Raw genomic sequence first — 21,833 nt, 5'->3', positions numbered from 1 at the left:
CTGGCTGATTACGGCAAGCCGAGCAGCGGCAGGGGCGCGCGGCCGCTGGCGGCGGCGATCAGGCCGAGCACGCGGGCGTGCTCCTCCTGAAGCATCTCCCACCGAAAACGCCAGGCCCAGTTGATATCGTTCATCGTGCCCGGGGTGTTCATTCGATGACTGCTGGGCAGTCCCAGCACATCCTGCAGCGGGAAAATCGCCAGATTGGCCACCGAATTGCAACAGGCGCGAATCATCGCCCAGTGGATATCGGCAGCGCCAGCGGGGAGATAACTGCCGGCAAAAGCGCGTTCACGTGCCGATGCGCTGTCCCACCAGCCGCGTATCGTATCGTTGTCGTGGGTACCCGTGTAGGCGACGAAATGTCTGCTCCAGTTGTGCGGCAGGAATTCATCGGTGCCGTCGGTGCCGAAGCCGAACTGCAGAATCTTCATGCCGGGATACGCCAGCCCATCACGGAGTTCCACCACGTCGGGGGTGATCAGGCCGAGATCCTCAGCGACGATTGGCAGCGGGCCCAGGCGGCGATTGATGGCATCGAACAGGGCGCGCCCGGGTCCCGGTACCCATTGGCCTTCTTCTGCCGTGGGGCAACTGGCGGGAATCTCGTAGTAGCCGGCGAAGCCGCGGAAATGGTCGATGCGAAACACATCAGCCTGATGCAGGGCACGGTCGAGTCGGGCGGCCCACCAGGCGTAGTCTTCAGCGGCCATTCGATCCCAGCGATACAGCGGGTTGCCCCAACGCTGTCCGGTCGGCGCCATGGCATCCGGCGGGCAGCCGGCCACCACGGTCGGCTGTGCTGCATCATCGAGGAAGTAGAGGTCAGGCCGCGCCCAACAGTCGGCGCTGTGGTGGGCGATGAAAATCGGCAGATCGCCCATGATGGCGATATCACGCTGATTTGCATAACACTTCAGTTCACTCAGCTGGGTGTCGTAGCACCATTGCACAAAGGCCCAGAAGCGCACCTCGTCGGCGTGCTGCTGGTGCGCCTGGGCCAGCGCGCGGGCATCGCGGTCGCGCAGTGACGGCTGCCAGTTCCACCAGGGTTGGCCCTCATGCGCGGTTTCCAGCGCCATGAACAGGCTGTAGTCGTCCAGCCAGTGCGCCTGGGCCTGGCACCAGTGGGCAAAGTTTGCCCGCTCGGATTGTTCGGCCTTGGCGAAGAAGCCGGCGGCGGCTCGTCGCAGGTGAGCCAGTCGCCATGGCACGACCTTGGCAAAATCGACCCGCCCATGGTCAAAGCCGGCGGCTTGCGCATCGGGTGAGGCCAACCACCCCGCCTCTACCAGGGGTTCCAGCGCCACCATCAATGGGCTGCCGGCAAACGCCGACACACTCTGGTAGGGCGAATTGCCCGGGCCAATCGGATTGGTCGGCAGCCATTGCCAGATGCGTTGCCCGGCACGCTGCAGCCAGTCGGCAAAGCGATAGGCATCCGGGCCGAAATCGCCAATCCCGTGTGGTCCGGGCAGGGAGGTGATATGCAGCAGAACGCCGGCGGCGCGCTGGTGGAGATCGATCATGGTTCGGTCTCGAGGTGGGACGTACTGGCGCGTAGTACCAGCACGGAACAAGGGGCGGCCAGCAGACTGCCCTGGGCAAGCGTGCCGGGCTTTGCAGTATGGCTGCTGTCGAGCAGAAGCTGCCAAATGAGCGGGCCGAGCTTGAACGAAACGGCCTGTTCAGTCGGATTGAACAGCAGTAGCAAGTGCGGCGATGCCTGATCGGCGGCAATCAACTGGCAGGCCAGGGCGCGCTGGTCGCGGTCATGCCAGTCACTGACCTGCATGGCAGTGCCCTGCGGAGACAGCCAGCGCAGGCGGGCTTGCGCCTGATGCTGTGCCGGGTGATCGCTTTCGAACCAATACGGATGGCGCAGCAAAGGTTCGGTTCGGCGCAAGGCGCTGAGCTCGGCCAGCCAGGCGATCAGTTCGGGGTCGGCGCTTGGCCAGTCCAGCCATCCGGTCGGGTTGTCCTGGCAGTAGGCATTGTTGTTACCGCCCTGACTGTTGCCGAACTCGTCGCCGGCCAGCAGCATGGGTGTGCCCTGTGACAGCATCAGACTGGCGAGCAGGGCGCGCTGGCAGTGACGGCGTCGGCTGCGGATCAGGGCATCATCGCTGTTGCCTTCGACGCCGAAGTTGTGACTGATCTCGTGGTGGTGACCGTCGCGATTGTGCTCGCCATTGGCCTGATTGTGTTTGCCGGCATAGCTCAACAGGTCGTTGAGGGTGAAACCATCGTGCACGGCTATGAAGTTGACGCTGGCAGTGGGGCGGCGATGCCCGTGGTGAAACAGATCCGAGGAGCCGGCAAAGCGGCGGGCAAATTCGCCGCGGCTGACCGGGCGTCCCAGCCAATAGCCACGCATGGCATCGCGGTACTTGTCGTTCCAGTCAAGAAAGCGACCGGGAAAACGGCCGACCTGATAGCCGTCATGGCCGCCGTCCCAGGGTTCGGCAATCAGGTGCACATCGGCGAGCAAGGGATCCTGCCTGAGCGCAGTGAAGAACGCGGCGCGCGGGTCGAAGCCGTGCGAGGTGCGGCCCAGCGCGGTTGCCAGATCGAAACGAAAGCCATCGACGCCCATCTGCTCGACCCAGTAACGCAGGCAGTCGAGCACGAATTGGGTGACCTGAGGATGTTCGATGCGCAAGGTGTTGCCGCAGCCGCTGTGGTTTTCATAGCGACTGGGGTCGTCGCCCAGCAGTCGATACCAGCTTGGGTTGTCCAGCCCGCGGAAACTGAGAGTGGGGCCGAACTCATCGCCCTCGGCGCTGTGGTTGAACACCACATCCAGTACCACTTCGATGCCGGCCTGGTGCAGTCGATAGATGGTCTGACGGAATTCCTCGCGTTGCGCTTCGGCTGTGCTGCCGCGGGCAAAGAAGCGCGGGTCGAGAGCAAAGAAACCCAGCGTGTTGTATCCCCAGTAGTTGCTCAGCTGACGTTGGCTGAGCGCGGCTTCGCTCAGTGACCATTGCAGGGGCAGTACGCACAGCGTGGTGACACCAAGACGCTGGAAGTGTTCGATCGCGGCAGGCTCGGCCAGCGCAGCGAAACGCCCGCGCAGCGCTGGATCGATGGCGGCCCACTGCTGGCTGAAGCCCTTGGCGTGCAGTTCGTAGATCAACAGCCGATCTACCGGGTGTCGGGGTCGATTGGCCAGGCCCGGTGCGCTGGGCAGGGCGTCGGTCACGCGTGCCTTAAGCGCACTTAGCGCGTTGTTTCGCGTATCGAATGAGCGCGCGCCTTGCGGGTGTCCAAGCTCAAAGCCATGGTGCTCATCGCTGTGCCGAAAGCGGCCGACGATATCGCGAGCATAGGGGTCGAGCAGCAGCTTGTTGGCGTTGAAGCGCAGCCCGGCTTCGGGGCGATACTCGCCATGCGCCCGATAGCCGTAGACCAGCCCGGCGCCGGCTTCGGACAGGAAGCCATGAAACACGCCGTCATCGGGGCCGTGCATCGGCAAGCGGCGCAATTCGCGGGCGCCGCCGCTATCGAACAGGCATAGTTCGATTCGTTCGGCGTGTTCGGAGAACACGGCAAAATTGAGTCCGCCATCGCGCAGACTGGGGCCCAGCGGAAGTGGGCGCCCCGGTATCAGCGTGTGTGGCAGGCTGCAAGTCATGCCGGCAGCAGGAACAGGGTGGCGAGTGGCGGCAGGTCCACCGTGATTGATGTTGACTGGCCGTGCGCGGCCAGCGCTTCGCGCACGCGCGGCTGGCTGCCGTTGCCCAGATCGCTGCCGCCATAGTGGTGCGAGTCGGTGTTCAGTACTTCGCGCCAGGCCGAAGCACACTCCGCTGGCAGACCAAGGCGGTAGCCGTGACGTGGCACCGGTGTGAAGTTGCAGATCACCATGGCATGGCGTCCCTCGCCATCATGGCGCAGCCAGGCCAGCACCGACTGCTCGGCATCGTCGCCGACCAGCCAGCGAAATCCGGCGGCCTCGCAGTCGAGCTGATGCAGGGCAGGCTCCTGCTGATACAGCTGGTTAAGATCGCGAATCAGCGCCTGCACCCCGGCATGTCGAGGGTCGTCCAGCAGCTGCCAGGGTAGATAGTCCTGGTGGCTCCATTCGTTGGGCTGGGCGAACTCCTGCCCCATGAACAACAGCTTCTTGCCCGGATGGCCCCACATGAAGCCATAGTAGGCGCGCAGATTGGCAAAGCGCTGCCAGTCATCGCCGGGCATCTTGCCCAGCATCGAGCCCTTGCCGTGCACCACCTCATCGTGCGAGATCGGCAGGATGAAGTTTTCGCTGAAGGCGTAGACCAGACCAAAGCTCAGCTTGTCGTGATGCCAGCGCCGATGCACCGGATCTTCCTGCATGTAGCGCAGGGTGTCGTTCATCCAGCCCATATTCCATTTGTAGTGGAAGCCGAGGCCGCCGCTGCTGGTCGGTGCGGAGACGCCAGGAAAGGCGGTGGATTCTTCGGCGATGGTGATGGCGCCCGGGCACTCCGCGCCGACGCGTTCATTGATTTCGCGCAACAGGGAAATCGCTTCCAGATTTTCCCGCCCGCCGTGTCGATTGGGCAGCCACTCGCCGGCCGGCCTGGAATAGTCGCGATACAGCATTGAGGCCACGGCATCCACACGCAGACCATCAACGCCCTGTTGCTGCAGCCAGTACAGGGCACTGCCGCAGAGAAAACTGCGTACCTCGGTGCGAGCGAAGTTGTAGATCAGGGTGTTCCAGTCGCGGTGGAAGCCCTCGCGCGGATCGGCGTACTCATACAGATGGCTGCCATCGAATTGCGCCAGGCCGTGGGCGTCATTGGGAAAGTGCGCCGGCACCCAGTCGAGCAGCAAACCAAGTCCGTGCTGATGGCAGGCGCTGACCAAGCGCTCAAAACCTGTCGTTTCACCAAAGCGCGCCGAGGCTGAGTACAGGCCCAATGTCTGATAGCCCCAGGAACCGTCGAATGGGTATTCACTGATGGGCATCAGCTCGATATGGGTGAAGCCGAGCGAGGCGACATAGGCCGGGAGCGATTCGGCCAGCTCGTCCCAGGTGGGGAACAGTCCGTCGCCCTGGCGCCAGCTGGGCGCATGCACTTCATAAATGCTGATCGGCGCATCGCGGCGATTGCGACTTGCTCGATCTTCCGGCAGCGACCTCGGGTCGGGCCAGCCAGCGACCCGGCTGGCGGTATCCGGCCGCAACTCGCTGGCCCGCGCGTATGGATCGGCCTTCAGCGGCAGCAGTTTGCCGTGGCGATCCAGCAGTTCGAACTTGTACAGCGCGCCAAGCCCCACATCGGGAACAAAGGTTTCCCATACGCCGGCTTCGTGTCGCAGACGCATCGGATGCCGGCGGCCGTCCCACTGGTTGAAATCCCCCACCACGCTGGCCCGTGAGGCATTCGGTGCCCACAATGCAAAGCGCACGCCCTGCACTCCGGCGACTTCAGTCGGGTGTGCACCCAGCACTGCTCCGGGTTGCGGATGGCGACCCTCGCGAAGCAGGATCAGTTCTGCCGCATCGATCTGCGGACCGAAAGCGAACGCATCGGCGTACACATCTTCCGCGCCGCTGTTCCAACGCACCGCAAAGCGATAGTCGAAGCGCTTGCGGCGGCGTGGAATGCGCGCCTCGTACAGGCCATCGGGGTGACGTAGCGCTAAGCCGCAGATCCGCTTGTCGCTGATGGCATCGACCAAGTCGACCGCACGTGAGCCGGGCAACAAGGCGCGAACCCAGAGGGCGCCGTCAGCGGCCTGGTGCATGCCGAGCACGGCGAAGGGATCGCCATGTTCGGCATTGATCAAGGCATCGACATGCAGCGCGGGCAGGCTCATCGTCAGCTCAGTCGCTCAGCGTGCTCGACCCTGCGGCGCGCTGCACCGACCACACCGAGTCGACGTACTCGGCGACGGTACGATCGGTGGAGAAGCGACCCATGCCGGCAATCGTGCGCGCTGCCTGGGCCTGCCAGGCGTTCGGATCACGGAACAGCTGATCGGCGCGCTGCTGGGCCTGAACATAGTCAGCGAAATCGGCCAGCAGCAGATAGCGATCATTCTGCAACAGGCCGTCGATCAAGCCTCGATAGCGTTGCGGCTCGCCGGGGCTGAAGTCGCCGCGGCTGATCGCGTCCAGCACGGCACGCAGCTGAGCGTTGTTGGCCACCACGCTGCGCGGGTCGTAGCCCAGCTGCTTCAGTTCAATGACCTGTTCGGCACGCAGGCCGAACACGAACATGTTCTCCACCCCCATCGCCTCGGCCATCTCGATATTGGCGCCGTCCCAGGTACCGATGGTCAGCGCGCCATTGAAGGCGAACTTCATGTTGCCGGTGCCCGAGGCCTCGGTGCCGGCGGTGGAGATCTGCTCGGACAGATCAGTCGCGGGAATGATGCGTTCAGCCAGACTGACCCCATAGTTGGGCAGAAACACCAGCTTCAGCCGGCCGTTCAGGCGGGCGTCGGCGTTGATCCTCCGGCCGATGTCGTGCGTCAACTGCACGATCTGTTTGGCCGTGTGATAGGCCGATGCAGCCTTGCCGGCGATGATCACGGTTCGCGCTACCCAGCCCTTGCCGTCGGCACCTTCGGGGTGGGCCAACATGCTCTGGTAGCGTGCCACCACGTGCAGCAGGTTCAGCAGTTGCCGCTTGTACTCGTGGATGCGCTTGACGTGCACATCGAACATCGAGTCTGGGTCGATGCTGATGCCCAGTTGTGCTTCGATGTCCGCAGCGAGGCGCTGCTTGTTGGTGCGCTTGATGCCGGCGAGTGCGTGCTGCAGCGAGCCGCGCTCGGCACGCGCGGCCAGTGGGCGCAGCTGCCTGGCATCGCGGCGCCAGCCGCTACCGACTTCCTGATCCAGCAGTTTCGCCAGCTCGGGATTGCACTGCATGACCCAGCGGCGCGGCGTGACGCCATTGGTGACATTGATGAAACGCTGCGGAAAGAGTCGGGCAAAATCGGCGAAGATGGTATCGACCATCAGCTTGGAGTGCAGTTCGGCCACGCCATTGACTCGCTGCGAGGCGACGATCGCCAGCGCTGCCATCCGCACCCGCCGTTCGCCGCGTTCATCGATCAAGGAGCAGCGTTCGATCAGGCCGGTGTCGCCAGGAAAGCGCGCGCGCACCGCTTCGAGATGGCGATGATTGATTTCGAAGATGATTTCCAGATGCCGCGGCAGCAGCCGCTCGAACATTCGCAGCGGCCAGGTTTCCAGCGCTTCGGGCATCAAGGTGTGATTGGTATAGCTGATCGCTTGCCGAGTGATCTGCCAGGCGGCGTCCCAACTCAGCCCGTGCTGATCGAGCAGCAGGCGCATCAGCTCGGCCGGTGCCAGGGCCGGGTGGGTGTCATTCAGATGGATGGCGTTGTAGTGGGCCAGCGATTCGATCTCGCCGTGTTCGTCCAGGTGTCGGGCCAGCAGATCGGCCAGCGAGGCGCAGACCAGGAACGCTTCCTGCTTCAGCCTCAGTTCGCGACCGGCCTCAGTGCTGTCGTCCGGATACAACACCCAGTTGAGCGCGTCGGCTTCCAGCAGATGCTGGCCGGCCGCCAGATACTCGCCCTGGGCGAAGCGGGCAAAATCGATCGGCCGTGCCGCGCTGGCCTGCCACTGGCGAAGGGTAGACACGCGCTCGCTGCTGACCGCCGGCACCACAAAATCATGGCCGCTGGCCAGCACTACCTCGGCCGGTTGCCAGTGGCGTCCGCCCTGGCCATCTTCGCCTACCGTTCCGCCGAAGCCGATGCGAAAGCTGAGCGCGGGGCGTTGGATATCCCAGGGTGTGCCATCGCGCATCCAGTCATCGGCGCGCTCCACTTGTCGGCCGTCCTGAATCGCCTGGGCGAACATGCCGAATCGGTAGCGAATGCCGTAGCCGAACGAGGGTAGCCCGAGCTCGGCAAAGGAGTCGAGAAAGCAGGCCGCCAGTCGGCCGAGACCGCCGTTGCCCAGTGCGGCGTCCGGCTCGGCCTCGATCACCGTGGCCAGATCGAGCCGATGGTCGGCCAGCCACTGCCGCAGGGTGTCGGTCAGATCCAGGGCGGCCAAGGCATTGCGCAGCGCGCGCCCCATCAAGAACTCCATCGACAGGTAGTGCACTCGACGACAGCGTGCGTCGCGGCCGCGCGCGGCATCCTCGGCCTGGGTTCTGGCCCAGCGCTGACTCAAGAGCTCGCGACAGGCCAGGGCGGCGCCGTGCAGGGCGGCGCGCGCCGGGTCGCCATGTGACGACTGCGCCAGCTGGCGATCGAGCATCAGCAGGAACTCGCGCTTGGCGGATTGTTTTGTGGTGGAACGCTTTGCTAAAGACATGCCGACTCCGACCAGTGGCGGTCAATGAATGACCGGTCCCCGCACGCTGGCGGATGGGATATCGGCAGCTTAATCGGCTAGGCTTGGGGGCGAGCACGACTGCAAACGTATTCATGGCGGAAAACCTGGAATCCCGCGCCTGCTGCGGGGTTTGATGTCACTCGTGCAACGAAACGTTATGCGCTCCCTACTTCGACGGGGAGAGATCGATGCGCACTGACAACGCGCGTCGGCTGGTGCCCCGAAACTCCCTCCCCGATGTTCGGGGAGGGCCGGGGTGGGGTTAGGGAGCCGATCTTTGCCTGCCCAGGGGCCTCGCATAGCGAGGTTCCTGGGTAGATCGATGCGCACTGATTTTTGCGCGTCGGCTGGTGCCCCGGAACTCCCTCCCCGATGTTCGGGGAGGGCCGGGGTGGGGTTAGGGAGCCGATCTTTGCCTGCCCAGGGGCCTCGCATAGCGAGGTTCCTGGGTAGATCGATGCGCACTGATTTTCGCGCGTCGGCTGGTGCCCCGGAACTCCCTCCCCGATGTTCGGGGAGGGCCGGGGTGGGGTTAGGGAGCCGATCTTTGCCTGCCCATGGGCCTCGCATAGCGAGGTTCCTGGGTAGATCGATGCGCACTGATTTTCGCGCGTCGGCTGGTGCCCCGAAACTCCCTCCCCGATGTTCGGGGAGGGCCGGGGTGGGGTTAGGGAGCCGATCTTTGCCTGCCCAGGGGCCTCGCATTAGCGAGGTTCCTGGGTAGGGGCTGTAGGAGACCATCATGCAGAACTGGTTGATTACCGGTGCCAGCCGCGGGCTGGGACGCGCCCTTTGCCTGGCGCTGGCTGGGCCTGAACGACGAGTCCATGCCCTGGCGCGCGACGCCGATGCTTTACGTGCCTTGGCCAGCGAGCGCGAGTCAGGTCAGATTGTGCCCTTGCCGCTGGATCTGGCCGATCGCGAGGGCCTGCGCCAGGGGCTGGCACGATGCGAAGCGATTCAGATCGGGCTGCATGGTCTGATCAACAACGCCGGCATCGGCTGGTACAAGCCATTCCTCGAACACAGCGAGCAGGAGTTGGCCGATCTGCTGCAAATCAACCTACTGGCACCGATGCAGATCTGCCATGCCGCCTTGCCAGGCATGTTGCAGCGTGGCGCTGGCCATATCGTCAATATCGGTTCAGACCTGGGTCGCCGGCCCTTGGCCAAGATGGCGCCCTATGTCGCCAGCAAGCATGGCCTGCTCGGCTTTTCGCACTCCTTGCTGCGTGAGTACAAGGATCAGGGCCTGCGGGTGAGTCTTGTCAATCCGGGCATTATCGATACCGGCTTTGGTGGCTCCGATGAGCACGGCGAACGCGACCCGCAGATCTTCCTCAAACCAGAGCAGCTGGCGGCCCTGGTCATGTCGGTCATCGAGCAGCCGGACAACCTGGTGGTTGACGAGGTCAGCGTGCACCCGGCGCTGCAGTTCGAATTCTGAGCCGGGTAGTCGTTGGGCGTCCAAGTGGGCCTTGCTTTTGGCGCAAAGTCCTCGGTGATCATCCGCGCCCCCTCATGAAATAGCTGGGTTAGTTAGCGCCGCTCGCGAGCAGCCCATCGATGGGCTGCACTTGCTCTGGCGAGTCAAATCGTTATCTCACTGGAGCAATAAAGCGCATCGACAGATCGATCGCCCGCACATGCTTGGTCAGGCTGCCGATCGACACGAAGTCAACACCGGTGGCGCCAATCTCGGCCAGTCGGTCGAAGCTGACACCGCCGGAGACTTCCAACGGCAGGCCGATCGGTCGACAGAGTTCGACGGCAGCCTGCATGTCGCTCAGGCTGAACTCGTCGATCAACACCCGAGTGCAGCCGCCGGCAGCGATCACCTGGCGCAATTCGTCCATCGATTCCACCTCGACGATTAGCGGCAGGGTGGGGAATTGCTGTTTGGCCCGCTCCATCGCTGCCGCAATGGAGCCGGCGGCAGCGATATGGTTTTCCTTCAGCATCACCGCATCGAACAGGCCGATCCGATGGTTGACGCCGCCGCCACAGCGGACAGCGTATTTCTGCGCCAGACGCAGACCGGGCAGGGTCTTGCGCGTATCCAGCACACGCGTTGGCGTGCCCGCCAGTGCCGCCACATAACGAGCGGTTTCGCTTGCGGTCGCCGACAGCAGTTGTAGGAAATTGAGCGCGCTGCGTTCGCCGCTGAGCAGAGCGCGTGCCTGACCGCTGATCTCGACCAGGGTGGCGCCGGACTCGAGACGCTCGCCGTCATCGGCCTGCCAGTGCAGCTGGCTGTTCGGATCGAGTTGGCGAAAGCAGGCCTCGGCCCAGGGCCGTCCACACAGCAGCATCGGCTCGCGGGTGATGATGCGGGCGCGGGCCGGGTGATCGGGCACCAGGGCCGCCGATACGTCGCCACTGCCAAGGTCTTCGGCCAATGCCGCTGCCACATTGCCTGCCACCGCGGCCGGGTCGGCGGCAGCGAATTCGTGCTCGCTCACGATAGTCAATCAGCTAGGGAACGAGGCAATCTGCTGGGTGGCGATGGCCTGATCAACCAGCATTACCGGAATATCGTCCTCGATCCGGTACACGGTCTTGCCATCGGCGGTGATCAGTCCGGCTTTCAGGGGGGCTTCCAGCGCGCTGCCATCGGCCAGTTTCACGCCTTGTTGTCGTTGCGCCGCGTTCAGCGCCTCCAGCTGAGCCGAGTTCATCAATCTGACCGGCTGCTTGGTGTCCGGGCAGCAGAGGATGTCCAGCAGGCGTTTGTCGATGGTCATGGCAGTTCCGGTGATGGGTGATGCGCGATGGGCGCATTATCGGTGTCGCGGCCGGAGGCGTCGACTGCTGAGGATGGCCATTCGTGTGTGATCGGGGCAGCGTCGTAGCCGCTCTCGCTGGCTGAGCTCGTCGAAGCCAGCCTGAACCAAGCAGGCAAGCTGGCTCCCGTTGACCAGCTCGGAGTGAGTACTTCAGGCACCAAGCCGCAAGTCCTGTCGCGGGCTGAGTCCGGCCAAGGGCACCGGCCAACGCGGTTGCCGATGGCATTGCGGCGCCCGGGCGTGAAGGGCCTACAATAGGCGTTTGCCCGCCAAGGACGACGCATGTCCGCAACGCAGAATGCCGCCAAAGTGGCCGTGGTGATGGGATCCCGATCGGACTGGGAGACCATGCGTCACGCGGTGGAACGACTGGAAGCCCTGGAAATTGCCTGCCATGTGCAGGTCGTTTCGGCGCATCGGACACCGGATCTCCTGTTCGAGTTCGCGGCCCAGGCCGCGGAGCGTGGTTTTCAGGCGATCATCGCCGGCGCCGGTGGCGCGGCGCATCTGCCGGGCATGCTGGCGGCGAAGACGCGGGTGCCGGTGCTGGGCGTGCCGGTGCAGTCGAAGGCCCTCTCCGGCCTCGATTCCCTGTTGTCGATCGTGCAGATGCCGGCCGGCGTGCCGGTGGCTACCTTTGCCATTGGCACTGCCGGAGCCGCCAACGCCGCGCTGTATGCGGCGGCCATGCTGGCCAACCACGACGCCGAACTGGCACAGCGCCTGGACGCCTTTCGCGCCAAGCAGACGGCCGATGTGCTGGCCGGCAGCGACCCGCGGCAGTCATGAGTACGACGGTCGGAATTCTCGGCGGCGGCCAGCTGGCGCGCATGCTGGCGCTGTCAGGCGCGCCACTGGGCCTGCGTTTTCTGGTGATGGATACCGTGGCCGATGCCTGCGCTGCGCAGTTCGTGCCGCTGCTGCAGGCCGACTACACCGATCAACATGCACTGGCCGAGTTCGCGTCGAAAGTCGATGTGGTGACCTTCGATTTCGAAAACGTGCCGGCCGAAAGTGGGCAGTGGTTGGCCTCGCAGCGGCCAGTGTTTCCCAGCCCGCGCGCGTTGGCGGTGGCGCAGGATCGGCTGGCCGAGAAGACCCTGTTCAACGAACTCGGCATCGCCACCCCACGGTTTTCTGCCGTACTGTCACGCGCCGATCTTGAGCGGGCGCTGTGCGATATCGGCACGCCCTGCATTCTCAAGACTCGGCGTCTGGGTTACGACGGCAAGGGCCAGTTCCGGCTGAAAAGCGAGGCCGACGCCGACGCCGCCTGGGCAGCGCTGGGCGGGCAGGCGGAAACCGTCGGCCTGATTCTGGAGGGCTTTGTCGCCTTTCAGCGCGAACTCTCGGTGGTGGCGGTACGCGGTCGTGACGGCGAATTCCGCGCCTGGCCGATCACCCAGAACTGGCATCACCACGGCATCCTGTCGGCCAGCCTGGCCCCGGCCAACTGCAGTGAGGCACTCAGCGCCACAGCCTTGCAGCACGCCAAGTCGGTAGCCGATGCGCTGCAGTACGTCGGAGTGTTTGCGCTGGAGCTGTTCGAACGCGATGGCGAACTACTAGCCAACGAGATGGCACCGCGCGTGCACAACTCCGGCCACTGGACCATCGAAGGCGCCGAGTGCAGCCAGTTCGAGAATCACCTGCGCGCCGTGCTCGGCCTGCCTCTCGGCAGCACCGACGCACGCGGACTTAGCTGCATGCTCAACTGGGTCGGCGAACTGCCCGACGCCCGAGGCGCCCTCAGCATCGCCGGCCTGCACTGGCACGACTACGGCAAATCCCCGCGCGAGGGGCGCAAGGTAGGACACGCAACCTGCGTGGGTGACTCGATGGCGGCGCTGCGGCGTCAGCTGGAAGAAGCCGGTCGCCGCTTGGGGCGAGAGGCCCAGGTTGCGCCAGTATTGGCCGCGCTGGGCTGACGCGTGGGGCTGGATTCGGCTGCGGGCGAGCGCCCTCCAGTCGACGGTCAGGGCGGACTTGCAAGTTCAGATTGGCTGAGCGAAGCGCTGGCTGAGCTTGTCGAAGCCAGCCGAAACGACGCCCATCGCTTGTAGCAGAAATGTGCCGCGCGTACGGCCGATTAGAACGCCAACCTTACCGCGCGTTGAATCGCCAATCGTAGGGCGGGTCTCCGACCCGCCGCTATGTTGTCGCCTCTGTCTGCGGCTTGCGTAAACGTTGTGTTGTGGGCGGTTTGGTGGGCTGGGCGGTGTCGTGTGTTCCTTCGGCGGGTCGAGACCCGCCCTACGACCTCGGCAACTGCGCACCCTATAACTCAGTGTTCCGCCTTCTTGGTGCGGTGGGCCGCTTGAGCGGCTTGCTACAAGCCGGCGGCCCACCGCCTTGCCGATGGACTTTAGGCCATCTGCTCGGCAACGAAATCCCAGTTGACCAGGTTCCAGAATGCTTCGACGTATTTCGGTCGGGCATTGCGGTAGTCAACGTAGTAAGCGTGTTCCCATACATCGCAGGTCAGCAGCGGTTTGTCGGCGCCGGTCAGCGGGGTGGCGGCGTTGGAGGTGGAGACCAGGGCCAGGGAGCCGTCCGGGCGCTGCACCAGCCAGGCCCAGCCGGAGCCGAAGGTGGTGACGGCGGTCTTGCTGAACTCGTCCTTGAACTGGGCGAAGGAGCCGAACGCCTTGTTGATGGCGTCGGCCAGCTTGCCGCTGGGCTCGCCGCCGCCGTTGGGCTTCAGGCAGTTCCAATAGAAGGTGTGGTTCCACACCTGGGCGGCATTGTTGAACAGGCCGCCGGAAGAATTCTTCACGATCGTTTCCAGATCGCTGTTCTCGTGCTCGGTGCCCTTGATCAGGTTGTTGAGGTTGGTGACATAAGTCTGGTGATGCTTGCCGTAGTGAAAGTCGATGGTCTCGGCTGAGATATGCGGAGCCAGAGCGTCGCGAGCGTAGGGAAGGGCGGGCAGTTCAATGGCCATGGCGGGGTTCCTTTGGGGAATTGGCGGGTGGAGCGGCAGACCGGTACCTGGTCGGGTAGCCGGGTCAGCCTTGGGGCCTGGGCAGTGGAAACGCCTCGAACAATGCGTTACCGGCGAATGTTTCTAGCGCCCAGGCTCCTGGCTTGTGGGAGAATGGTAACAATTTGTGCAGCCGGCGCGGTGCTTGAGCAGCAAACGCGACGGTCGCGGTCGTATTCATAGTCCAGAAGGTCATGTCGATGTCGGTTCAAGATCGAATTCAGACGCTGGTGTCTGAACACCCGATTGTGTTGTTCATGAAAGGCACCCCACAGTTCCCGATGTGCGGATTTTCCAGCCGTGCGGCTGAAGTGCTGAAAGCCTGTAACGCCCAGTTCCACTCGGTGAACGTGCTGGCGGATCCGGAAGTGCGGGCCCAGCTGCCGCGTTACTCGAATTGGCCGACGTTTCCGCAGCTGTTCATCAATGGTGAATTGATCGGCGGCTGCGATATCACTGTCGAACTGTTCGAGCAGGGCCAGCTGAAGGCGATGGTGGAGGAAATCCAGCGGGGCGCCGAGTGAGTCAGGCCACCTGCGTGAAGGTGGCCGATCTCAGCGAATCGCCGCTGCAGCTACAGGGCAAGGTCATCCTGGTGGCCGGTGCCCACGGTGCCCTGGGGCAGGCGACGGCCCTGGGTGCTGCCAAGGCCGGTGCCACCGTGGTGCTGCTGGGGCGCCGCGTGCCCAAGCTCAACCGTGTCTACGACGCCATCGTCAAAGCCGAAGGGCCCACGCCGGCGCTGTATCCGCTGGATATGGAAGGGGCTGGGCCGGCCGACTACGAGGCCCTGGCCGAGACCATCGGGCGCGAACTCGGTCGGCTGGATGGCATTGTGCTGTGTCAGGCCGAGTTCAAGGGCCTGGTGGCGTTCGGCTCGATTCCGCCGGAAGACCTGTTGCGCGCCATGCACGTCAACGCCACCGCACCGGCACTGCTGACCCAGGCCTGCCTGTCCCTGCTGTCGGCGGCCGACTCGGCTTCGGTGGTCTGCCTGCTGGATGACCCAGCGCGGGTGGAGAAGGCCTATTGGGGCGGCTATGCCATGGCCAATGCGGCACGTCGGGCCTGGGTACGAGTGCTGGGTGACGAATTGGAGAGCACGGCGGTTCGGGTGATCGGGCTGTGCCCCGGGCCGATGCGCACGCCACTGCGGGCGCGTGCCTACTTCGCTGAGGATCCCGCGCAGTGGCCGCCGGCATCCGACTACGTGCCGGCCATCTTGGCCGCCGTGGCCGGCGCCGCGCCGTTTGTCAGCGGCGCATTGCATGATCTGCGCATCTGATCGGCCATGACCATCGTTTCGGCCGCCATTTTGCTGTTTCTGATTCTCGATCCGCTGGGCAATATTCCGGTGTTCCTGAGTCAGCTGCGCACGGTGGCGCCGGAACGTCGAACCTGGGTGGTGGCCCGTGAGCTGCTGATTGCGCTGGCGGTGTTGTTTCTGTTCCTGTTCTTTGGCCAGGACCTGCTGGCCTTCATGCATCTGCGGCAGGAATCGATCTCGATCGCTGGCGGCATCATCCTGTTCCTGATCGGCCTGAAGATGATCTTTCCGGGCCGCGAGCCAATGTTTGGCGATACGCCCGATGGCGAGCCCTTCATCGTACCGCTGGCCATCCCCTGCGTTGCCGGCCCCAGCGGTATCGCCGCGGTGATGCTGATGAGCAGCACCATCAGTGGCGGCTGGCGCGATCTCAGTATCGCCCTACTGATTGCCTGGGGCGCCACTGCCATCATCCTGTTCAGCGCCACCGCGCTGTACCGCTGGCTGGGCCCGCGGGTGCTGATCGCGGTGGAGCGGCTGATGGGCATGTTGCTGGTCGCGCTGTCGGTGCAGATGTTTCTCGACGGTATCGCCAAATACCTGCAGTCGGCGTAGGTGGCGCGAACGAGAGAAGTCGACGCGGCGGTGCGCTGAAGCGCACCCTAGGTGCTATCCGCGGAAAGAATTCTGCAGTCTGCCTGTCACCTGACTGACGCATGCGCTCTCTAGGCTCGGCGCCGATCAGCCCGGATGCCGCCCATGCTCAGCGTCGAGACCAGTTTCTATCGACAATTCCCCCGCCTCTCCAGCGCCCGCGGGCGGATGATTGGTCGGCCGGTGGTCGAGTTGTTGCGCAAGATCGTCTGCGAGGAACGGATCAATGCCGAGGTGACGGCGCTGGCCGGGGTGCGCGGTCTCGATTTCGTTCGACAAAGCATGGAGCGACTGGACTTCAGCTATCGGGTGGCGCCTACGGATCGGCTCAACGTTCCCACCGAAGGCCGCTGTGTCATCGTCGCCAATCACCCACTCGGTGCCCTCGATGCCCTGGCCCTGATCGATCTGGTTGGATCAGTACGCAGCGACATCAAGATCATCGGCAACCGGGTACTGCGTGCCTTGGACGGACTGGGCGACCTGTTGCTCGATTGCGAGGTGTTCGGTGACCGGCCTGGCGGCGCCGGCCTGCGTTCGGTGTATCGCGCCCTGGAGGCCGAGCAGGTCGTGATTCTGTTTCCGGCCGGCGAGGTCAGTCGCATGGGCCCGGCCGGCATCCGCGATGGGCGCTGGGCCAGCGGCTTCGCTCGTTTCGCCCGCAAGACCGGGGCACCGGTGTTGCCGGTGCATATCGCCGCGCATAACTCGGCCGCGTTCTACAGCTGGTCGATGCTGTCCAAACCGCTCGGCACCTTGATGCTGCCGCGTGAACTGCTGGCTCAGAGCCATCAACGCATTACCTTGACTGTCGGTGCACCGGTGGCCGCCGAAACGCTAAGCGAACACGGCGCCGACGAGGGCCGCATCGCCACCGCGATGCGCAAGCACGTCTACCGATTGGCTCGGCGCAAACCGCCGCTGTTCACCACCGGGCACAGCATCGCCCATCCGGAAGCTCCTTTGGCCGTGCGTGATGCCATCGAGGCGGGCGAGGTGCTGGGGCAGACCTCGGACGGCAAGCGCATCGTGCTGTTGCCCGAACAGCCGGCCAACGTACTGATGCGCGAAATTGGCCGATTGCGTGAATTGGCCTTCCGCCGCGTCGGCGAGGGTACCGGCCTTAGCCGCGACATCGATGCCTATGACGGCCACTACCGGCATATCGTGTTGTGGAACGACCGTAGCCTGGAAATCGTCGGCGGCTACCGTCTGGGGCAGGGCAGTCGAATTCTGCACGAGCGCGGATTGGCCGGCTTCTATTCGACGTCGCTGTTCGACTTTGATCCGAACAAGACGGAGTTCCTGGCCGAAGCGGTCGAGCTGGGGCGTAGTTTCGTCCATCCGCGCTATTGGGGAACACGTAGCCTTGACTACCTCTGGCAGGGTATCGGCGCCTATCTCGCCAGGCACCCCGAGGTGCGCTATCTGTTCGGCCCGGTCAGCCTGTCGGCCAAGATGCCGGAGGCGGCACGACAGCGGCTGATGGCTACCCATCTGCACTATTTCAACCGCGGCAGTTTTGCCCGGGCACGCAACCCGGTGCGCCTCGACACCGAGATCGAATCGAGCTGCCGGGTCGCACTGACCGGCCTGCCGCCGCAGGAGGGCCTGCACTGGCTGCGCCGCGAGCTGCAGCGCCTGGACCTGCCTTTTCCTGTGCTTTACAAGCAATATGTCGAGCTTTGTGCGCCCGCAGGTGTTGTTTTCGCAGATTTTAGCCTGGATCCCTCGTTCGGCCACTGCATCGATGGCCTGATCCGGCTCGATCTGGCCCAGCTCAAGCCGGCCAAACGGGCGCGCTACATCGGATAAAGAATTGGTTTCCCGCCTGACATATGACTGTCACATCCGCCTCCTAGCATGTTAACCTTCGGTTAACTCGTCTCAGGGGTTTTGGGGCGGGAAACTGGAATCCAGAGCTGTTGCGGATCATCGCTTCGCCGGTGCTTCGACACAGCCTTTCGGCTGGATGCCGACCCCACGGGCCGCCACGACGGCCGCCCCGGCTCAACAGCAAAAATCGATTCACAAACGATTGATTCACTCTCAAGGAAGCATTTGTATGAGCAAATCTAACCTGCTCCCGCGCTCCCGTCTGGCCCTTGGCCTGGCGATTGCGCTGGCCGCCGCCCCGGCGTTTGCCCAGCAGACCTCGTCTGCGCTTGGCGGTGTGGTGGTCGGCAATGACGGCGCTCCGCTGCCGAACGCCGAAGTCATCATCACTCATACCCAGTCGGGCACCATCACTCGTGCCACTACCGACGAGAATGGCCGTTACTCGGCCCGTGGTCTGCGTGTCGGCGGCCCGTACTCGGTGCTGGTGATCAAGGACGGCTTCCAGTCGAAGTCCTCTGAGAATGTCTTCCTGCAGCTGGCTCAGACCGGCAATGTCAGCGTGTTCCTCGAGCCCGCCACCCAGTCGCTGGACGTGGTTGAAGTCGTGGCCACCGCGTCGGCCCTGTTTACCCCGGCCAAGATGGGTTCGGGCACCAGCGTCGACCAGCAGACCATCAACAGCCTGCCGTCGATAGGCGGCAACATTCAGGACTACATGCGCCTCGACCCGCGCGTGGCCTTCACTGATCGCGCCTCGGGCAGCATTTCGGCCGGCGGTCAGAATCCGCGCTTCAACAAGATCACCATCGACGGCGTCTCGGCCAGCGATACCTTTGGTCTGGAAGGCAACAACATGCCGACCCAGCGCCAGCCGGTGTCGATGGAAGCGATCGAAGCGATCGACATCAACCTGTCGAGCTATGACGTGTCGATTTCCGGTGCCTCAGGCGCCAATGTCAACGCGGTCACCAAATCGGGCACCAACGAATTCCACGGCTCGGTCTACGACTACTACCGTGATGGCGACTGGTTTGGCGACAACCCGATCAATGGCCAGCCGTTCTCCGAGTTCAGCGAAGAGAACACCTACGGCGCCACCTTTGGCGGCCCGCTGATCCAGGATCGGTTGTTCTTCTTCCTGAACTACGAAAAGTTCAAGCGCGGCAAGCCGAGCCCGGACTTGAGCACCACCCCGCTGCTGCGCGCCGACGGCGATTTCGATGCCGACGATCTGGCCGAAGTGCAGCGCATCGCGCGCGATGTGTATGGCTTCGACCCGGGTGGCACCAGCGGTGACGGTGACACCGAACTGGAAGAGAAAGCGGTCAAGATCGACTGGAACATCAACGACTACCACCGCGCCAGCCTGCGCTACAGCCAGCTCGACCAGACGCGCGTGCGCCCGGAAGGCTCTGGCGCCAGCATCCTGGCGCTGAGCTCGAACTGGTACGACCACCAGAAATCGGTGGAAAGCTATGTCGGCCAGGTGTTCAGCGACTGGACGGACACTTTCTCGACCGAGTTCAAGGCCTCCTACCGCGATTACAGCGCGGTTCGCGTCAACCCGACCACGGCGCCGGCCATCCAGATCTATTTCGACGACGGCAACCCGAACAACCAGCCGACCGCCAGCGATTTCATTCGCCTCGGTACCGAGCGCAGCTCGATGGGCAACACCCTGCTGACCGAGACCTATGACTACTTCGGTTCGGCGACCTGGATCGTTGGCGATCACGACATCAAGTTTGGTGCCGAATACCAGGACAACGAAATCTTCAATTTCTTCCTGCAGGATTTCTACGGCAACTACAGCTTCGAAGGTATCGACAACTTCCTGGCCGGCAACTACTTCGACTATGACATCCAGGTCGAAGCGGCCCCGGGTTCGATTCCGGCTGTGTACGACAGCACCAACCTGGGCCTGTTCATTCAGGACACCTGGTACGTCTCGCCGAACCTGTCGCTGACCCTCGGCTTGCGCGCCGATCGTCCGGACACCAGCCCGGATCCGCGCTTCAACCCATGCTTCGCCTCGCCGCGTGTTCCGAATGGCACCGGCCCGGCCGATTGTCCGAACGGCGGTTTTGGTCTCAACAACACCAATACTTTCCCCGGCGACTTCATCGTCCAGCCGCGCTTCGGCTTTAACTACACCTTTGACTGGGAGCGTCCGACCCAGCTGCGCGGTGGTGTGGGCCTGTTCCAGGGCGGCGCGCCCTCAGTGTGGGTGGGCAATGCCTACAACTCGACCGGCTTCAACTCGGTCTCCTATACCAACCTTCGCTTTGACACCAGCGGCATTCCGTTCAGCCCGGACGGCTTGAACCAGCCGGTCGATCTGCTGGGCCAGCTGACCGGCAGTGCCACCCGCAACGTGAACTTGATCTCTGACGACTTCGAGTTGCCGTCGGTGTGGAAAGCCAATCTTGCTTTCGACCATGAACTGCCGTGGTATGGCATCGTGGCATCGGCCGAAGTGCTGCTGACCAGCGTCGAGAATGGTCTGTTCTACCGCACCCTCAACACCGGTGCTGGTTTCGCCGGTCCGGACGGTCGCACCCTGTACTGGAACCCGTCGGCAGCGAACTTCCTGTCCTCGTCGAACAACCGCTTCGGCCGCAACAGCTTCTTCGGTGATGTCTACCTGCTGGAAAACACCAACAAGGGTGAAGGTCAGCAGATGACCCTGTCGATGTCCAAGCCGTTCTCGGCCGACAGCGATTGGGCCTGGAGCCTGGGCTACACCTATACCGATGCCAACGAAGTGGGCGCCCTGACCAGCTCGACCGCTGGCTCCGGCTACGGTTCGCAGTACGGCTTCAACGTCAATGAAGAAGTCACCAGCACCGCGCGTTACGAGATCAAACATCGGTTCTCCGGCGCCGTGAACTGGAAGCACGCCTTCTTCGGCGACTACCAGACCCGTGTTGGCCTGTTCTACGAAGGTCGCAGCGGTCGTCCGTTCAGCTACATCTTCACCGGCGATGCCAATGGCGACGGTCGTACCTTCAACGATCTGTTCTACGTGCCGGCCGGCCCGGGCGATGTGCTGTTCGGCTCGATCAACAGTTCGGGTGTCTTCACACCGAACCCGCAGGCCGAGCAGGACTTCTTCAACTGGTTGGCCACCCAGGAGCACTTGAGCCAGTACGCCGGCACTTACGCGCCGGAGAACGGTTTCCGTGCTGGTTGGGTGAACACCTTCGATCTGCGTTTCAGCCAGGAACTGCCGGGCTTCATGGAAGGCCACAAGTCTGAAATCTGGCTCGACATTCAGAACGTCGGCAACCTGATCAATGAAGATTGGGGACACGTGCTCGACTACGGCTTCTTCGGCAGCCAGTCGGTGGCGAGCCTGGTCGGTATCGACCGCACCAGTGGCCGTTATGTCTACAACTACCGCAGCGGTACCGAGTTCGGTCAGCGTAGCGCGCTGGGTATTCCGACCGATTCCGACGGCCAGACCAACGGCATCTCGCAGTGGTCGCTGCAAATCGGCTTCCGATATCGCTTCTGATAGGGTTGCCTGATGTGTCAAGCAAACGGCCGGCTTTCGCCGGCCGTTTGCGTTTGCGGCCTTCGATCCTGCTCCAGCATGCTCCGCATCCACGCATGTTCCTGTTTGCCCGGATATCCGGGCTAGGCGTGTTGCATGCCGGAAGTTGCGTCCATTGATGACGGCCAATGCCCATGGCCCGCGGAGATGAAATTTCTCCTTCAATGGCTGCCCGGTCGCGCAGCGAACCAAGAGTTTCGCCGAGAGCCGCTTCTACCGGCTCAGCGAGAGTGAAGTTAGCGGCGTGGCCCAGGCTCCTTTGGTGCTCCCTGAGCCTGCCGAAGAGTGCTTCGACGAAGCAAGTAGCTAACCCGGATATTTCATGAGGGGGCGCGGATGATCACCGAGGACTTTGCGTCGAGTGCAAGGCGCGACGAGCCCAAGTGGTGGGCCCACTTGGGCGAGATCGGGACGCAGTCCCGCGTAGC

General features: G+C 63.5%; 15 protein-coding genes. 8 read left to right on the top strand and 7 right to left on the bottom strand.

Annotated features, from left to right (window positions below):
• Positions 1-8: 8 nt before the first annotated feature.
• Genes malQ through IFO71_RS16325 form a run of 4 tightly spaced genes read right to left on the bottom strand, consistent with a single transcriptional unit; the run spans position 9 to position 8,299 of the window.
• Positions 9-1,529, bottom strand: coding sequence for a 4-alpha-glucanotransferase (gene malQ / locus IFO71_RS16340; protein WP_192030732.1), 1,521 nt, complete (start codon positions 1,527-1,529; stop codon positions 9-11).
• A complete protein-coding gene (glgX, locus tag IFO71_RS16335) occupies positions 1,526-3,637 on the bottom strand; it encodes a glycogen debranching protein GlgX (protein ID WP_192030731.1) in 2,112 nt (703 codons plus the stop codon). Before glgX ends, malQ begins: the two co-directional genes overlap by 4 nt.
• On the bottom strand, positions 3,634-5,814 hold the full coding sequence (glgB, locus tag IFO71_RS16330) for a 1,4-alpha-glucan branching protein GlgB (RefSeq protein WP_192030730.1): 2,181 nt from the start codon (positions 5,812-5,814) through the stop codon (positions 3,634-3,636). The genes glgX and glgB overlap by 4 nt, the downstream gene beginning before the upstream one ends.
• Positions 5,815-5,821: 7 nt before the next feature.
• Positions 5,822-8,299: a glycogen/starch/alpha-glucan phosphorylase gene (locus tag IFO71_RS16325; protein WP_192030729.1), complete on the bottom strand. Its 2,478-nt coding sequence runs from the start codon at positions 8,297-8,299 to the stop codon at positions 5,822-5,824.
• 763 nt (positions 8,300-9,062) lie between these two features.
• Here IFO71_RS16325 and IFO71_RS16320 point away from each other — a divergent pair.
• Positions 9,063-9,767, top strand: coding sequence for an SDR family NAD(P)-dependent oxidoreductase (locus tag IFO71_RS16320; RefSeq protein WP_192030728.1), 705 nt, complete (start codon positions 9,063-9,065; stop codon positions 9,765-9,767).
• 151 nt (positions 9,768-9,918) lie between these two features.
• Here the strand turns inward: IFO71_RS16320 and nadC are convergent, their stop codons facing one another.
• Complete coding sequence (gene nadC, locus IFO71_RS16315; RefSeq protein WP_425502905.1) at positions 9,919-10,785, bottom strand: carboxylating nicotinate-nucleotide diphosphorylase; 867 nt, start codon at positions 10,783-10,785, stop codon at positions 9,919-9,921.
• A gap of 6 nt (positions 10,786-10,791) precedes the next feature.
• Positions 10,792-11,058, bottom strand: coding sequence for a Trm112 family protein (locus tag IFO71_RS16310; RefSeq protein ID WP_192030739.1), 267 nt, complete (start codon positions 11,056-11,058; stop codon positions 10,792-10,794).
• A 330-nt stretch (positions 11,059-11,388) separates the two neighbouring features.
• On the opposite strand from IFO71_RS16310, the gene purE reads away from it, so the two are divergent.
• Both purE and IFO71_RS16300 read left to right on the top strand, forming a co-directional pair.
• Complete coding sequence (gene purE, locus IFO71_RS16305; RefSeq protein WP_192030726.1) at positions 11,389-11,895, top strand: 5-(carboxyamino)imidazole ribonucleotide mutase; 507 nt, start codon at positions 11,389-11,391, stop codon at positions 11,893-11,895.
• Complete coding sequence (locus IFO71_RS16300) at positions 11,892-13,034, top strand: 5-(carboxyamino)imidazole ribonucleotide synthase (protein ID WP_192030725.1); 1,143 nt, start codon at positions 11,892-11,894, stop codon at positions 13,032-13,034. Before purE ends, IFO71_RS16300 begins: the two co-directional genes overlap by 4 nt.
• A 437-nt stretch (positions 13,035-13,471) precedes the next feature.
• Here the strand turns inward: IFO71_RS16300 and sodB are convergent, their stop codons facing one another.
• Positions 13,472-14,050 carry a superoxide dismutase [Fe] gene (sodB, locus tag IFO71_RS16295; RefSeq protein ID WP_192030724.1) on the bottom strand — a complete coding sequence of 193 codons (579 nt, stop codon included), beginning with the start codon at positions 14,048-14,050 and terminating at the stop codon, positions 13,472-13,474.
• A 239-nt stretch (positions 14,051-14,289) separates the two neighbouring features.
• On the opposite strand from sodB, the gene grxD reads away from it, so the two are divergent.
• The 5 genes from grxD (at position 14,290) to IFO71_RS16270 (ending at position 21,366) form a co-directional block, all read left to right on the top strand.
• Positions 14,290-14,613, top strand: a complete 324-nt coding sequence (gene grxD, locus IFO71_RS16290) for a Grx4 family monothiol glutaredoxin (RefSeq protein WP_192030723.1) — start codon at positions 14,290-14,292, stop codon at positions 14,611-14,613.
• Positions 14,610-15,374 (top strand): SDR family NAD(P)-dependent oxidoreductase, encoded by a 765-nt coding sequence (locus IFO71_RS16285; RefSeq protein WP_332309392.1) that lies wholly within the window; start codon positions 14,610-14,612, stop codon positions 15,372-15,374. The genes grxD and IFO71_RS16285 overlap by 4 nt, the downstream gene beginning before the upstream one ends.
• A gap of 6 nt (positions 15,375-15,380) precedes the next feature.
• Entirely contained in the window at positions 15,381-15,971 is a 591-nt protein-coding gene (locus tag IFO71_RS16280; protein WP_192030722.1) for a YhgN family NAAT transporter, read from the top strand.
• Positions 15,972-16,115: 144 nt separating this feature from the next.
• Positions 16,116-17,825, top strand: a complete 1,710-nt coding sequence (gene olsF / locus IFO71_RS16275; RefSeq protein WP_192030721.1) for a bifunctional ornithine lipid synthase OlsF — start codon at positions 16,116-16,118, stop codon at positions 17,823-17,825.
• Positions 17,826-18,075: 250 nt separating this feature from the next.
• Entirely contained in the window at positions 18,076-21,366 is a 3,291-nt protein-coding gene (locus tag IFO71_RS16270; protein WP_192030720.1) for a TonB-dependent receptor, read from the top strand.
• Positions 21,367-21,833: the final 467 nt, after the last annotated feature.

The sequence above is a fragment of the Pseudomarimonas arenosa genome (assembly GCF_014841215.1).
Classification (GTDB): Bacteria; Pseudomonadota; Gammaproteobacteria; order Xanthomonadales; family Xanthomonadaceae; genus Pseudomarimonas; species Pseudomarimonas arenosa.
The sequence above is the reverse complement of the archived record's forward strand: the minus strand, read 5'-3'. Positions and strand labels throughout refer to the sequence as shown.